The organism is Ruegeria sp. CDSB022 (assembly GCF_059611145.1).
The window spans coordinates 98,927-112,724 of the sequence record NZ_JBXWOZ010000011.1 but is presented as its reverse complement, the minus strand read 5'-3'; the positions used below and the strand labels follow the sequence as shown (position 1 = coordinate 112,724).

General features: G+C 56.5%; 15 protein-coding genes and 1 pseudogene. 7 read left to right on the top strand and 9 right to left on the bottom strand.

From position 1 onward, the window contains the following. Positions 1–210 (bottom strand): annotated as a pseudogene (locus tag AC2FIZ_RS15530) (hypothetical protein); the annotation flags it as partial. A 54-nt stretch (positions 211–264) separates the two neighbouring features. Next, on the bottom strand, positions 265–978 hold the full coding sequence (locus tag AC2FIZ_RS15525) for a uroporphyrinogen-III synthase (RefSeq protein ID WP_142637490.1): 714 nt from the start codon (positions 976–978) through the stop codon (positions 265–267). Positions 979–1,075: 97 nt separating this feature from the next. Between AC2FIZ_RS15525 and tsaD the strand changes: the two genes are divergently transcribed. The 4 genes from tsaD to AC2FIZ_RS15505 are packed head-to-tail and all read left to right on the top strand — an operon-like array spanning position 1,076 to position 3,825. Then, the gene (gene tsaD / locus AC2FIZ_RS15520; RefSeq protein WP_281973368.1) at positions 1,076–2,173 is read left to right on the top strand and encodes a tRNA (adenosine(37)-N6)-threonylcarbamoyltransferase complex transferase subunit TsaD; all 1,098 of its coding nucleotides are present in this window, start codon (positions 1,076–1,078) and stop codon (positions 2,171–2,173) included. After that, positions 2,170–3,132 carry an NAD(P)H-dependent glycerol-3-phosphate dehydrogenase gene (locus AC2FIZ_RS15515; RefSeq protein ID WP_496791302.1) on the top strand — a complete coding sequence of 321 codons (963 nt, stop codon included), beginning with the start codon at positions 2,170–2,172 and terminating at the stop codon, positions 3,130–3,132. The genes tsaD and AC2FIZ_RS15515 overlap by 4 nt, the downstream gene beginning before the upstream one ends. A gap of 1 nt (position 3,133) precedes the next feature. Beyond that, entirely contained in the window at positions 3,134–3,403 is a 270-nt protein-coding gene (locus AC2FIZ_RS15510) for a YciI family protein (RefSeq protein ID WP_496791301.1), read from the top strand. Then, positions 3,403–3,825, top strand: a complete 423-nt coding sequence (locus AC2FIZ_RS15505; protein WP_281995804.1) for an EVE domain-containing protein — start codon at positions 3,403–3,405, stop codon at positions 3,823–3,825. The genes AC2FIZ_RS15510 and AC2FIZ_RS15505 overlap by 1 nt, the downstream gene beginning before the upstream one ends. A gap of 204 nt (positions 3,826–4,029) precedes the next feature. Here the strand turns inward: AC2FIZ_RS15505 and AC2FIZ_RS15500 are convergent, their stop codons facing one another. The 4 genes from AC2FIZ_RS15500 to AC2FIZ_RS15485 form a co-directional block, all read right to left on the bottom strand. Then, the gene (locus AC2FIZ_RS15500) at positions 4,030–4,371 is read right to left on the bottom strand and encodes a DUF2853 family protein (protein WP_496694381.1); all 342 of its coding nucleotides are present in this window, start codon (positions 4,369–4,371) and stop codon (positions 4,030–4,032) included. 271 nt (positions 4,372–4,642) lie between these two features. Beyond that, positions 4,643–5,392, bottom strand: coding sequence for an extensin-like domain-containing protein (locus AC2FIZ_RS15495; RefSeq protein WP_496791300.1), 750 nt, complete (start codon positions 5,390–5,392; stop codon positions 4,643–4,645). Positions 5,393–5,405: 13 nt separating this feature from the next. Beyond that, the gene (gene ahcY, locus AC2FIZ_RS15490) at positions 5,406–6,794 is read right to left on the bottom strand and encodes an adenosylhomocysteinase (protein WP_282022174.1); all 1,389 of its coding nucleotides are present in this window, start codon (positions 6,792–6,794) and stop codon (positions 5,406–5,408) included. 101 nt (positions 6,795–6,895) lie between these two features. After that, positions 6,896–7,213 carry a hypothetical protein gene (locus AC2FIZ_RS15485; RefSeq protein WP_281995806.1) on the bottom strand — a complete coding sequence of 106 codons (318 nt, stop codon included), beginning with the start codon at positions 7,211–7,213 and terminating at the stop codon, positions 6,896–6,898. A 204-nt stretch (positions 7,214–7,417) separates the two neighbouring features. On the opposite strand from AC2FIZ_RS15485, the gene AC2FIZ_RS15480 reads away from it, so the two are divergent. Then, a complete protein-coding gene (locus AC2FIZ_RS15480; RefSeq protein WP_281995807.1) occupies positions 7,418–8,017 on the top strand; it encodes an HD domain-containing protein in 600 nt (199 codons plus the stop codon). Positions 8,018–8,023: 6 nt separating this feature from the next. On the opposite strand, the gene AC2FIZ_RS15475 is transcribed toward AC2FIZ_RS15480, so the two are convergent. The 3 genes from AC2FIZ_RS15475 to AC2FIZ_RS15465 all read right to left on the bottom strand — a co-directional run bounded on the left by AC2FIZ_RS15475 (position 8,024) and on the right by AC2FIZ_RS15465 (position 10,719). Beyond that, entirely contained in the window at positions 8,024–9,100 is a 1,077-nt protein-coding gene (locus tag AC2FIZ_RS15475; protein ID WP_281995808.1) for a CapA family protein, read from the bottom strand. Between the two features lie 357 nt (positions 9,101–9,457). Then, entirely contained in the window at positions 9,458–10,012 is a 555-nt protein-coding gene (locus tag AC2FIZ_RS15470) for an ActR/PrrA/RegA family redox response regulator transcription factor (RefSeq protein WP_142637470.1), read from the bottom strand. An 86-nt stretch (positions 10,013–10,098) separates the two neighbouring features. Then, on the bottom strand, positions 10,099–10,719 hold the full coding sequence (locus tag AC2FIZ_RS15465; protein ID WP_142637468.1) for an SCO family protein: 621 nt from the start codon (positions 10,717–10,719) through the stop codon (positions 10,099–10,101). A 92-nt stretch (positions 10,720–10,811) separates the two neighbouring features. On the opposite strand from AC2FIZ_RS15465, the gene regB reads away from it, so the two are divergent. Together regB and AC2FIZ_RS15455 are read left to right on the top strand one after the other, a co-directional pair. Further along, the gene (gene regB, locus AC2FIZ_RS15460; RefSeq protein ID WP_142637465.1) at positions 10,812–12,206 is read left to right on the top strand and encodes a sensor histidine kinase RegB; all 1,395 of its coding nucleotides are present in this window, start codon (positions 10,812–10,814) and stop codon (positions 12,204–12,206) included. A 63-nt stretch (positions 12,207–12,269) separates the two neighbouring features. Next, positions 12,270–13,775 carry a PAS-domain containing protein gene (locus AC2FIZ_RS15455; RefSeq protein ID WP_281995809.1) on the top strand — a complete coding sequence of 502 codons (1,506 nt, stop codon included), beginning with the start codon at positions 12,270–12,272 and terminating at the stop codon, positions 13,773–13,775. The last annotated feature ends 23 nt before the right edge of the window (positions 13,776–13,798 follow it).

Below are 13,798 nucleotides of genomic sequence, written 5' to 3'. Positions count from 1 at the left end.
TTCGGCTTCGGCTTCGGCTTCGGCTTCGGCTTCGGCTTCGGCTTCGGCTTCGGCTTCGGCTTCGGCTTCGGCTTCGGCTTCGGAAGGCGTTTCGTCTACGGGGTCAGCATCGTCAACAGGTGCCTCATCCGGGGTCTGGACAATGTCCTCGACTGCGTCAGCCTTGGGGTCATCTTCCGGCTTTTGATCGGTTTTCTTCTTACCAGCCACCGCAATGTTCCCCTTTTCGAATCCAAAACAACCTGAACAACTAACCAGACTAAGTTAATCTGTGGCCTCGCCGCCCTCAACCCGCATCGCATGTTTCACAAGCTTTTTAACGGCTTTCCGCATTTTCTTCGGTGTCGGCTCTTTGGCAATCTTCAGGCGGACATAATCCAAGGAATAAAGGGGTTCAGCCGTGGCCTCGCTGATTGCAGCCAGCCAAAGTGGTGCCGAACCCACCCAGATGTCGGCAAATTGTCGCGCTGTTCTGGGTGAAAATATGGGGGCAATCACCGGTTCATTGCCCTCAGCAACGGCGCCTGCCCGATCTGTGAGCGGTAACAAGTGCTGTTTATAGACAGGTTGTTCACGCACAGCCAGACCGGATTCGGTCAACCGTTCAGCAATGTTACCCCGGCTGTGCTCCCCCCGAAGATGAAGCAGCGGGCTTTGGGGCCGGTGCTTTAGCAGGTTTGCAATCAGCTCTTCGGCGGTAGCACCCACCATCCGGGCATCCCAGCCAGCGCCTTTGGCCGTTCCGGTGGTAACAGGACCCACACAAAAGGCCGGCATCTTTCGAGATACATCTAAAGACATCGCCGCATTAACGGCGTTGGCCGAAGTAAAGATCAGCCCCTTTGCTTCATCCGCATGCACTTGCACCGCCAAAGGTTTTATTTCCAGGATCGGCGAATGGATAACCTCTACCCGGCTTCTGATGCGGGTTGGCAACTGCGCGACGAACCTTTCAGACGCAGCGCGCGGGCGGGTCATCAACAAATACAACAGTTGGCGCCTTCGGCCTTGGGATTGTTTGCATCCGCGCAGGGTGATACCCCGCTTGGCAACCAAGGTGTAACGGATCAGGCCAATGGTGCAAACACTTACTGTCCTCGGGTTGGAAAGCAGCTGTGATGACACGGCCGCCGCAGTCGTGCGCCAATCCGATGATACAGCCGCCGAGGTGCTGTCCTCGGTTGTCTATGGCCAGACCGAATTGCACAGCGCATTTGGTGGCGTGGTGCCTGAGATTGCCGCCCGCGCCCATGCGGAAAAGCTGGATACCTGTGTGATGCAGGCTTTAGAGGCCGCAGGTTTGGGCCTTGCCGACATGGACGCTATTGCCGTAACCGCCGGTCCCGGCCTGATTGGGGGAGTTATGTCAGGCGTCATGTGCGCCAAAGGGATCAGTGCCGCCACGGGCCTGCCATTGATCGGAGTCAACCATCTGGCCGGTCACGCACTGACGCCACGCCTGACGGACGGGATCGCGTTTCCCTACCTGATGCTGCTGGTCTCGGGCGGGCACTGCCAATATCTGATTGCCCATGGGCCCGAGCAGTTCACCCGTCTCGGCGGCACCATCGACGATGCCCCGGGAGAGGCCTTTGACAAGACAGCCCGCCTGCTGGGCCTACCGCAACCCGGTGGCCCCTCGGTCGAGGTCGAAGCCCGCACGGGCGATCCCAAGCGGTTCCGGTTTCCGCGGCCACTGCTGGACCGTCCGGGCTGCGATTTGTCCTTTTCCGGGCTCAAGACCGCGCTGATGCGAATGCGCGACCAGATCGTGGCTGAAAAAGGTGGCCTGACGCGACAGGACCGCGCCGATCTTTGCGCCGGGTTCCAACAGGCCATCGTGGACACTTTGGCCGAGAAAACCCGCCGCGCAATCGACCTTTACCTATTGGAAGGCCCTGCGGAGGCGGTTGTGTCTGTTGCGGGCGGCGTTGCGGCAAATACGGCCATTCGTACCGCGTTAGAGTCTATCTGCGCCGAAAAAGGTGCCAGATTTACCGCCCCTCCGTTGGCCCTGTGCACCGACAATGCCGCCATGATCGCCTATGCCGGAATTGAACGTTTCCGCACGGGTGCCCGCGATGATCTGACCCTGACCGCGCGTCCGCGTTGGCCTCTGGATCAAACTAGCCCGGCCATGTTGGGCAGCGGCAAAAAAGGAGCCAAAGCATGAGCGTGTCGGTTCTGGGGTCCGGAGCGTTTGGAACAGCTCTGGCGATTTCGCTGGCCGGAAAAGGCCCCGTCACGCTATGGGCTCGGGATCCGGATCAGGCCCAGATGATGCAGAACCATCGCGTAAACAGCGCGCGTCTGCCGAATGCACCTCTGCCCAAAGCGATTACGATTACTTCGGACGCTGATCTGGCGTCAGAAAGCGAAATCATCCTCCTGTCCGTACCGATGCAGAAATTGCGGAGCGCGCTGTGTGCGCATTCTGCTACCCTCAGAGATAAAACGCTGGTCGCCTGCTGCAAAGGGATAGAGCTGACCTCGGGCCTTGGGCCGGTTTCCGTTATCCGTGAAACCGTCCCAGAGGCGCGCGCTGCGTTGTTGACCGGGCCAAGCTTTGCGGACGACATCGCGCGCGGCCTTCCCACCGCATTGACCCTCGCTTGTGCGGATGATGCGATTGGCCGTGACCTGCAGCATGAATTGAGCACCGCAAATCTACGCCTCTATCGCACGACGGATACTGTCGGTGCCGAGCTTGGCGGGGCCTTGAAAAACGTCATGGCCATCGGATGTGGCGCCTGTATTGGCGAGGGAATGGGTGAAAGCGCCCGGGCCGCTTTGATGACGCGAGGCTTTGCCGAGATGCAGCGTTTTGCGCTGATGCGCGGGGCCCGCCCTGACACCCTGATGGGCCTGTCAGGTATGGGTGATCTGGTGCTGACCTGCTGTTCCGAGCTGTCCAGAAACTATCGCTTTGGCCTGTCGCTTGGGCGTCAAGATGAATTCGACGCAAACACAACCGTCGAAGGTGTTGCCACGGCCAAGGCTTTGGCCAAAATTGCCAAAGCAGAAGATTTGGACATGCCCATTAGCACCATCGTGTCAGAAATAAGCACCGGAGAATGCAGCGTTGGTGAAGCCATGCGCTGGCTGCTGAACCGACCCCTGAAGGAGGAATAACATGCTGATCGCCCTTGTCGCCAAGGATAAACCCGACGCGCTGCAAACCCGGCTGGATAACCGTTCCGCCCATCTTGCCTATATCGAAGAAACCGGTGTTGTTGCCCAGGCCGGACCCCTTCTGGAAGGCGATGCGATGATCGGATCACTGATCATCCTCGAGGTCGAGGATATGACGGCGGCGCAAAACTGGGCCGACAATGATCCCTATGCCAAGGCAGGTCTGTTCCAGTCAGTTGATCTGATCGTCTGGAAAAAGTTGGTCGGCTGATGGCGTATTGGCTGTTCAAATCCGAACCCTCGACCTGGAGTTGGGACCAGCAAGTCGCCAAGGGCGCAGAGGGCGAAGAATGGGATGGGGTGCGCAACTATCAGGCACGCAATTTCATGCGGCAGATGGCCGTGGGCGACCGTGGTTTTTTCTATCATTCGCAAAAAGACAAGGCGATTGTCGGCATTGTTGAGGTTTGCGCCGAAGCCCATCCAGACAGCACCACCGAGGATGAGCGTTGGGAATGTGTGGATATCAAAGCCGTGCGCCCGTTCACCATCCCGGTCACGCTGGATCAGATCAAAGTGGATGAACGTCTGGATGAGATGGTTCTGGTCAAGAATTCCCGCCTGTCCGTACAACCGGTTAGCGATGCCGAGTGGCAAGTGATCTGCGATCTGGGGCAGACGAAATCGGATTGATTAAAGGGAAGGTCCTGACAGATGCAGAACCTTCCCTACCCCGCGTGCTCCCGACTCACCACACGCGTATAGAATTTCGGTTCTGACCGTCCTGGTCACAAACTGACACTAGCCCATTTGGCCGGTTTGGCACAAACAACAAGTACTTAAAATTGGAAACGCCCGCCACAGATCGGGCGGGCGCTGATTGGTCGAAACCCGGATTTAGCTATAGACCGACTCTTTGCCGAAATGCTTGGTCAGCATATAGTAAACGACAGCACGATACTTGTTGCGCTCGGACATGCCATAGGTTTCCAGCGCTTTGTTGATCGCTTCCATCAGCTCGGGGCCGTCGGAAAGCCCCAGCTTCTTGATCAGGAAGTTGTTTTTGACGGTCTCAATTTCACCTGACTGAGTTGCTGCCACGGTCGACGCGTCGGCGTCATAAATCGCCGGACCACATCCGATTGTGACCTTGGTCAAGAGGTCCATGTCGGGGTCCATCCCGCATTTGTTTTTCAGATCATCTGCGTATTTGGCGATCAGTTCGTCGCGTTTTCCCATGAATATTTCTCCCGTTGAGCAGCTTTGGCTGCGATTTTCAATGCGCCTATGAACAGGTGTCGGAAGGTTAGTCAGTTGTTCTGTTTACACAAAGGGAAAATTTCAGGTCATTCCCCGTAAGCGAAATTATGGCAGCACAGATAGACTCCGCGTACCACAATGCCTGATTCTGGCCTTCTGTAAGGGTCAGGTGGTTTGGATTCAGGGCGCAGCGGGAAAATGTTGAAACCAGTGCAGCGTGCCGACATGGCACCTACTAACCGACCGGTGGTTATCTGCAATATCCCCAACCCGGTCCCTGAAGATGGAAGTGGTCCGCATGCAGCCGGTTGTAGTTTGGCCCAAGTACCACCCGAAACCATTCGCATGCACCCCGGCCAATCCGGTGTAGAAAATCTGCTTCGGGTCCGGGTGTTGTCCAGTCCGATAGCAGGTTCAGGCTTCGCCCATCTGCCAACTCGACCCCGACAATATCGATGGCATCAGCGGTGGCATGACTGCTCCAACCGCTGTCCTTTCCCTGCGCGGTGCGCATTCGCCGGCAGCTATAGCTGCCCAGGTGGCGCAAGCTGCGCACCCTGCTGCCCAACATCTCGCGCGCGGCGGGTTGGACCACATGGTGTTCCCACATGGCCAATCGCAGAGCCGTGGCACAACGGGTCTCGACGCCATTGACGCTGGCCGTGGTTAAGCCCGAGAGAACCCCGCGCCCGGCTATTCCGCATTTCTCGTCGACAATCAGATCCTCGACCAGGGAAAAGCTTACCCCCGCCCCGGCCAATGCGGCCCTGCACTGCGTTTCATCGGCCAAAGCTCGTCGCATTTGCACAGGTGTGACCGGCGTGACCCGAGCCGTAATGGTCAGATCTCGCAAAGGGTTCCAGTGGTCCGGAACCGGTGATTGCGGGTGGGACAAAAGCCAGTAGCCACCCCCACCCATCAAAACCACCAAGGCGAGTGCTGAGAAAACGAAAGACGCCGCCAGATGCAATATCCGACGGCGTCCAGAAGGTTTGGTCATGCCTGACCCGCAATCAATAGCGGTAATGTTCAGGCTTATAGGGGCCTTCCGGATTCACACCGATATACGATGCCTGTTCGCTGTCCATCTGCGTCAGCTTCACGCCGATACGGTCCAGATGCAGGCGTGCAACCTTCTCGTCCAGATGTTTAGGCAGGATGTAGACCTTGTTTTCGTACTGATCGCCTTTGGTGAACAGCTCAATCTGGGCCAACACCTGATTGGTGAACGAAGCCGACATCACAAAAGACGGATGACCGGTGGCGTTGCCCAGGTTCAGCAGGCGGCCTTCGGACAGCAGGATCAGACGATTGCCCGAGGGCATCTCTATCATGTCGACCTGTTCCTTGATGTTGGTCCATTTGTGGTTCTTCAGGCTAGCCACCTGAATTTCGTTGTCAAAGTGACCAATGTTGCCGACGATGGCCATGTCCTTCATCGCGCGCATATGCTCGATGCGGATCACGTCCTTGTTGCCGGTCGTGGTGATGAAGATATCCGCGCTGTCAACTTCGTCTTCCAGCAGCGTAACCTCGAACCCGTCCATCGCGGCCTGCAGGGCGCAGATCGGATCAACTTCGGTCACTTTCACACGGGCACCGGCACCGCGCAGCGACGCGGCCGAGCCTTTGCCCACGTCACCATAGCCACAGACCACGGCAACTTTACCAGCCATCATAGTGTCGGTGGCGCGGCGGATACCGTCGACCAGCGATTCCTTACAGCCATATTTGTTGTCGAACTTCGACTTGGTGACACTGTCGTTGACGTTGATCGCGGGGAACGGCAGTTGGCCTTCCCTGACCAGCTGGTACAGACGGTTCACGCCGGTCGTGGTTTCCTCGGACACGCCCTGAATCTGGTCGCGCATTTTGGTGAACCAGCCGGGGGACGCGGCCATACGTTTGGCGATCTGCGCCTTGATGGCCTCTTCCTCTTCCGAGCCCGGTACGGGGATAATGTCTTCGCCCGCTTCGGCACGTGCACCCAGCAGGATGTACAGCGTCGCGTCGCCACCATCGTCCAGGATCATGTTGGGGCCGTCCGTGAACAGGAAGGATTTGTCCAGATAATCCCAATGCTCTTCCAGCGTCTGGCCCTTGATGGCGAACACCGGGATACCGGCCTCGGCAATCGCCGCCGCCGCGTGGTCCTGGGTTGAGAAGATGTTGCACGACGCCCAACGCACATCCGCGCCCAGCGCCACAAGTGTTTCGATCAGAACGGCTGTCTGGATGGTCATGTGCAGCGACCCGACAATACGCGCGCCCTTCAGGGGCTTTGCGTTACCGTATTCCGCGCGCAGGGCCATCAGGCCCGGCATCTCGGTCTCTGCAATATCCAGTTCTTTGCGGCCAAACCCGGCCAGCGAAATGTCTTTGACGATATAGTCCCCGGCCATCAGGTGCTCCATTCCGGTATAATTCAATCCGGGTTGCCCTAGCATCCCTTTCGGGACGTGGCAACGCAGATGGCCGGAAACGGGGTTTTAGGCCGCCAAAATCAACTTGGTATACCCTCTACCTTGATTTTGGGGATCGCTTGGAAAAAGTCGGTCCCAACGGCGACAATGCAACTGATGCCGTTCGGACGTGTCACCAAAACGGTATAGCTACCCGTTTCCTCTGAGGTCCAGACCTCCATCACCGATTGCGAGCCACGGGATTTTTGCAATCCGCCAAAGGCCAGTTCCTCGGAATAATTGTCCTGTAGCGTTGAAATCAGTTGATCACGCAACGCACAGCTTTGCTGGGCAAAGGCAGGCGGTGCAGTGGCGGCCATACCAAAGGCCAGAGCAATTCCTAACAAACGCTTGAACATAGCAAGCTCCTTTCGATACGAGTTACGTCCGAGAGGGGCACACCGGGAGGAGCATGCGCCCCCCTCGGTACAAATGTCGGTATCACCGCGTGCTTGTTCAAAGCACGATTGCTCAAGAAAAAGTTGGCAGCTGGTGATCTTGACAGGTACAGCTTACCACAAAAATGCGAATTTAGTGTGTCCCACTTCACAAGGCATGGCAGAATGGCAACACAACCCCGCGCATGGCAAAGAATGCTGTCCGGGCGCAGGCTGGACCTGCTGGACCCAACACCGGTGGATATCGAGATTGAGGATATCGCGCATGGGCTGGCCTTTGTGGCCCGCTGGAACGGGCAGACACATGGCGATTTCGCCTATTCGGTGGCCGAGCATTCGCTGTTGGTCGAAGAGCTTTTTGGTCGTATTGCCCCCAAGGCACCGGTCAAATGGCGGCTGGCGGCCCTGTTACACGATGCGCCGGAATACGTGATCGGAGATATGATCTCTCCGGTCAAATCCGCTGTCGGTCCCGACTATGGCGCACTGGATGACCGGCTGGCTGCGGCGATCCACATCCGGTTCGGCCTACCCGCTGCGGTGCCTAAAACAGTAAAACGGCAAATCAAAAAGGCCGACAAGATCAGCGCCTGGATGGAAGCCACCCAGATCGCGGGCTTTTCCGAGACCGAGGCGACAAAATTCTTCGGCCGCCCGGACAGGGTTATTATGGAAGGGCTGCAGATCAAATTGCGGCCACCTGTTGAAGTAAGATGTGCCTATACGCATAGACATTCGGCATTGATGGCCGAGATTGGGCCCTGACCACTTTCAGCTTTCTGATCGCGCCACCTTCTGAAAGACTTTGCCGTCAATCTCATGGGCATGCCAACGCACTGACGTCGCCTTCAGATTTGTTATTTCGGCCTTGCCCTCAGTCTTCTGTACTTCAATCTGCATAATCGTGCTGCTGGCAATGTCTCTATCGGCGAAACCCCACAGCAGACTTCCTAGGGAATAGGCGATTGGCACCGTCCGATCTCCGGTCTGCGTGCGATACAGCTGAATCGGCTGAGGGACATGGGGGTGGTGGCAGACGATAAGATCAACTCCGAATTCGGCCAAGTCCTGTGCGGCTTCTTGCTGCGCTCGGCGCGGGAACAGCTCGAACTCATGACCCCAATGAATAATCGCAATAACCAGATCACAGCCATCCGCTTTTGCGTTCGAAATCTGTGTCTTTAGAAGGGTGGTGTCCGGCGCTTGATGCTTTGAAGTCAGCTTGGCGATATTGATGCTCTGCTTTTGACCTTCAGGAAGCGCGTGGCCGTTGGTACCAAAAGCGCAGGACGCAAATCCGAACTTTATCCCTTTTCGTTCGATCGTTTTGACGGCTGTGGCTTCTGTCAAACTCTCATTCACGCCGATTTGCATGATATTTCTGTCACTTAAGACGTTTAGAGTCGTCTCAAGCCCCTCAACACCCATGTCAAGAATATGGTTGTTTGCAAGGTTCAAAACATCAATGAACCTCTCGTTATGGCTGGTCAAAGCATCGAACTGTTCTTCCGACGCACATTCGATCGGCGGGCCGGCGTCCCCGATCACTTCGTCAATCAAAGGCTGTGTCGTTACAGGTGACTCGTAGTTGGCGACCAAAATATCATCCTGAAACAAAAGATCTTCAATCTCAGCATATACCTGGTCTTTTGCGACACTGGCCCTGTGGGTTCTTAGAATGTCCCCGGCAAAGCTCAGAGTGACCGAATTTGATGTGTCACTGATGTCAGCGGTTGAAAGTCGTACGGCCGTTTTAGTCATAAAGCCGGACTGATCCAGCTCCGCTTCAGGCTGCTGAATGGGGTTCTTACTTTTATAGACCCAGTACAGGTTGTCCAAAATGTTCATTTCGGAAAGCTCACCTGCAGCGCCCTTTCGTGGTCGCGCCCAAAACCCAAATCTCTCTGCTGCCCAGGTGACAACAGAGACAATGACTTTAAGGGCAGGGTTGGAAATACGGAGGCTTTCGTATGGCGTATTAGGGAGCGGCGACACTTCGATACATCTCAACTATTTGTTCGGAAAATATAATTATTGAACTTAACGACAACACAAACTGGTTAACAGACACTAAATTAAAGTCTTCAGGGGTGGCGGTCCATCAGCCGCGACAAAGCATATGTTTGGTGGCCGCATGTCGAGACTCAATTCGGCTTTTCGGCTTCATGAGTTCTGGTCTGTTATGCGCAAGCTAAACCCACGACCTCATCGCGGGCTACGCTTCGCCAAGATCCGTTGCAATGTCCGGCGGTGCATGTTCAGGCGTCGCGCGGTTTCACTGACGTTGCGATCACACAGCTCATAGACCCGCTGGATATGCTCCCAGCGCACGCGATCCGCGCTCATTGGGTTTTCCGGCGGCGGGGGCAGTTCGTCGCCCTTGGCCAGCAATGCGTTGGTGATGTCGGTGGCGTCGGCGGGCTTCGACAAATAGTCGGTGGCACCAATCTTGACTGCGGCCACAGCGGTGGCAATAGCGCCGTACCCGGTCAGAACCACAACCCGGCTGTCGGGGCGCTTTTCGCGCAGCACTTCGACCACATCCAGGCCGTTGCCATCCTCCAACCGCAGGTCAACAACCGCATATGCAGGTGGACGGGCTGTGGAAATGGCGCGGCCAGCGGCGACAGAGCCCGCGGTTTCAACCTCGAACCCGCGTTTCTCCATGGCCTTGGCCAGACGTCTCAGAAACGGTTCGTCATCATCCACCAATAACAGCGATTTATCCGGGCCGATGTCGAGGTCAGAGCTGTCCGCCATATTCTATTCTTTCCGCTAATTCACGCCGTTGGCTTAAACATGAGTAATAGCAGCGCCATTGCAAAGGTCAAACAGACCGTTGCGTTCTAGATCTTGTCCAGAAAGCAGCCCACCTTGTCAGCCATCTGCTCGGCTGTGTCATTGCGATCGAAAAATTCGATAAACCCGTCCTGGGGTGTGACCAGATAAGTAAAGGTCGAGTGATCAACCAGATAGTACTCATCACTTTTGTCATGGGCCTTATAATAGGTCTTATAGGCCTTGCTGGCGGCCTTGACCTGCTCGGGCGTGCCGGTCAGGGCGATGGTCTTACCACCAAGGTTAAAGGCGTAATCGGCCATAACTTCGGGTGTGTCGCGATCCGGGTCGATCGAGATAAACAGCGGCGTCACCGATTGCCCGCGTTCGGCCAGAATATCCACCGCTTCGGCATTGCGGGACATGTCAAAGGGGCAAACATCCGGACAGAAGGTATAGCCGAAGTAGACCAGCGTAGGTTCGGTTATCACCTGTTTGTCGGTCACAGTCTCGCCCTTGCCGTTGATCAGTTCGAAGGGCCCGCCAATGGTGGCCGTACCCCCTGCGATCTGGCTGGACCGGCACTGCGCGAATTTGTCGTCCGAGCCTGCGCCGCGCGTCAGCAGCCACATGGCCCCCAGACCTACGGCCAAAACAACTGTTGCAAGGATAGCGTATAGACGGACCATGGCATCTTACCTGACGATAGAGGAGTTGTTGATCGTTCCGGCCGGGACACCTATCAAGATGAACAGCCGATGCAACAGGACATAATGGACCAATGGCAGATTCCAACATCACTTTTTGGCCTGGTCAGGAACGCAGCTGGATTCGCCTGCGGACGCTGATCCTGCTGCGCTGGGTGGCCATCTTTGGCCAGATCACCGCAATCACCGTGGCGCAACAGACCTATGATGTGCAGTTGGATGTGACGCTGTGCTATCTGGCCATCGGCATTTCGGTCATGGGCAACTTGACGGCTATTCTTGTCTTTCCACGCAACAAACGCCTGTCCGAGTTCGAAAACTTTCTGATGGTGTTGTTCGATTTGTTGCAGCTGACCATCCTGCTGTACCTTACCGGAGGCCTCAATAATCCGTTCGCCTTGCTGTTGGTGGGTCCTGTGACGATCTCTGCCAATGTCATGAGCACCCGGTCAACGCTGATCATCGGTACGGTGGCCATCATTCTGACCACGCTGCTAGCCGAATTTCACCTTCCCCTGCACACGGATGGCGGTGTAGATCTTGAGATCCCCGATATCCTTCTGTTCGGAAACTGGGCTGCCATCGTTATCGCGATCGTTTTCCTGGGGGCCTATTCCCACCGCGTAAGCTCTGAGGTGCAGTCGATGTCTCAGGCGCTGTCGGCCACGCATATGGCCCTCGCACGTGAACAGAAACTGACCGATCTTGGTGGAGTTGTCGCCGCCGCCGCGCACGAACTTGGAACACCTCTGGCAACAATCAAACTGACCAGTGCCGAACTGATCGAAGAGCTGGACGACCGCCCTGACCTGAAAGAAGACGCCGCCTTGATCCGCGAACAGGCCAATCGTTGCCGCGACATTCTGCGCGACATGGGGCGGGCTGGCAAAGACGACCTCCACCTGAGACAGGCCCCCCTGTCCACTGTCATCCATGAGGCCGCCGAGCCACATATCAACCGCGGCAAGCAGGTACACTTTGCCGAAGGTCCGGTCGGGGATGGCGATGTTCAACAGCCTTCGATCCTGCGAAAACCTGAGATCATCCACGGAATGCGCAACCTCATCCAGAATGCTGTGGATTTCGCGCGCAGCAACGTCTGGGTCGAAGCGGAATGGACAGCCGAAAGGATTACGATCAACATCATGGATGACGGCCGCGGGTATCCTTCGCAAATGATTGGCCGGATCGGGGATCCGTTCATGCGCCGACGGCGGGCAGAATCGGAAAAGCGGGCCCGGCCGGAATATGAAGGTATGGGCCTGGGCCTGTTCATCGCAAAAACCCTGCTGGAACGCAGCGGTGCGCATTTGGATTTCGCCAATGGCTCTGATCCATATCAGACCTTGTCGGACAATCCCGAACGTATAGGGGCCATCGTCCGGGTATCTTGGCCGCGAAAACTTGTGGATGCACAGACCGGCGACACCCCCGTTCCTTCAGGTGTAAATCAGCATATCCAAGTCTGAGTTAAGACCCCGTTAACCATTTCCACCCATAGCTATACCCGTGAATTCACCGCGGGAGAGCACATGGTCGACTGGATCATATTGGCCGTCATCAGTGTGGTGTCTGCCAGTCTGGCGGTTCAATGGCTTTTGCCCCGTCGTCAGCAGACAAGTGACAATTTCGGCCTGTCCGAGCCGGCCTCGTTGTTCAATGTCGTGTTTCTGTTCGACGGTGACCGCCTGATCAGCCACACAGACATCGCTCTGGAAGGGTTTGAGGCTGTGCGCGACTGGTCAGATCTGCGTCGGCTGCTGCAGCGAGATTTTCCGGGCTTTCCTGAAACCCCTGAACGCGTCAGGCACGAAGGGAATCTTATCATCCCCGCCATTGATTGTTCGGTCGAGCGGGACGTTTTGTGCGAATGGATCGACGGGGTCGTACGCGTACAGCTGCGGGAAAGCTCTGATTACCCCAGAACCGTATTGCGCGAGAATAGCGATCCGATCCGCCTGGCGATGGAACTGGCGCCCTACCCGGTCTGGCATCTGGATTATCAAAACAAGATCCGCTGGTGCAACGCCGCCTATGTCTCGCTTGTCCGCAAAGTGCGCGGTGGCGATACCGACCTGACTGCACCTCTTTTTCCCGGGCCCGAAAATGGCGCGCGTATCAGCGCCAAGACCCGTGTATTCATTTCGTCCGAAGACAGTGCAAACAAGCTTTGGTTTGACCTGACGATGGTGGACCACCCGGAAGGCAGCCTATGCTACGCTGTGGACATCAACGCCATCGTCGCCGCCGAGACAGCACAGCGAAAATTCGTACAGACGATGACCAAAACCTTTGCACAGCTGTCCATCGGCTTGGCCATTTTTGACAGAAATCGCCAGCTTGCCCTGTTCAACCCCGCCTTGATTGACCTGACCACCCTGCCCCCGGATTTCCTGAGCTGCCGCCCCAACCTGTCCAGTTTCTTTGACCGCCTGCGCGATCAGCACATGATGCCGGAACCCAAGAACTATCGCAGCTGGCGCAATCAGATGAACGATCTGCTAGAGGCCGCAGAAGACGGAAATTACCAGGAAACATGGTCGCTGCCATCCGGCTCGGTCTATTCCGTCAGCGGCCGCCCGCACCCAGATGGTGCGGTGGCCTTTCTGTTCGAAGATATCACGGCCGAGATCACGTTGACCCGCCGCTTTCGGGCGGAAATGGATTTGATGCAATCCATCCTGGATAAGCTGGCCGACGCGGTTGCCGTTTTCGGTGATGACGGTACCTTGGCCTTCACCAATTATGCCTATCAGAAATTATGGGGTGAAGCCGATGGTGCCGGATTTGAACCCGACACGGTTCTGGACGTGACCCGCAACTGGCAGAAACATTGCACGGCCACTCCAATTTTGGGTGAAATCCGGGATTTCGTGGAAATGCGGGACAGCCGGGCTGAGTGGTCAGCCAGAATCCAAATGCGTAACGGAACCGATCTGAACTGCACCATCTGCCCATTGCAAAACGGGGCCACCATCATTCGCTTTGCCACGCACAATGCGTTGCCACAGCACGAGATACAGCAAATCAGCGCCTGAACCGGGTTGCAGCCAATCCAGCG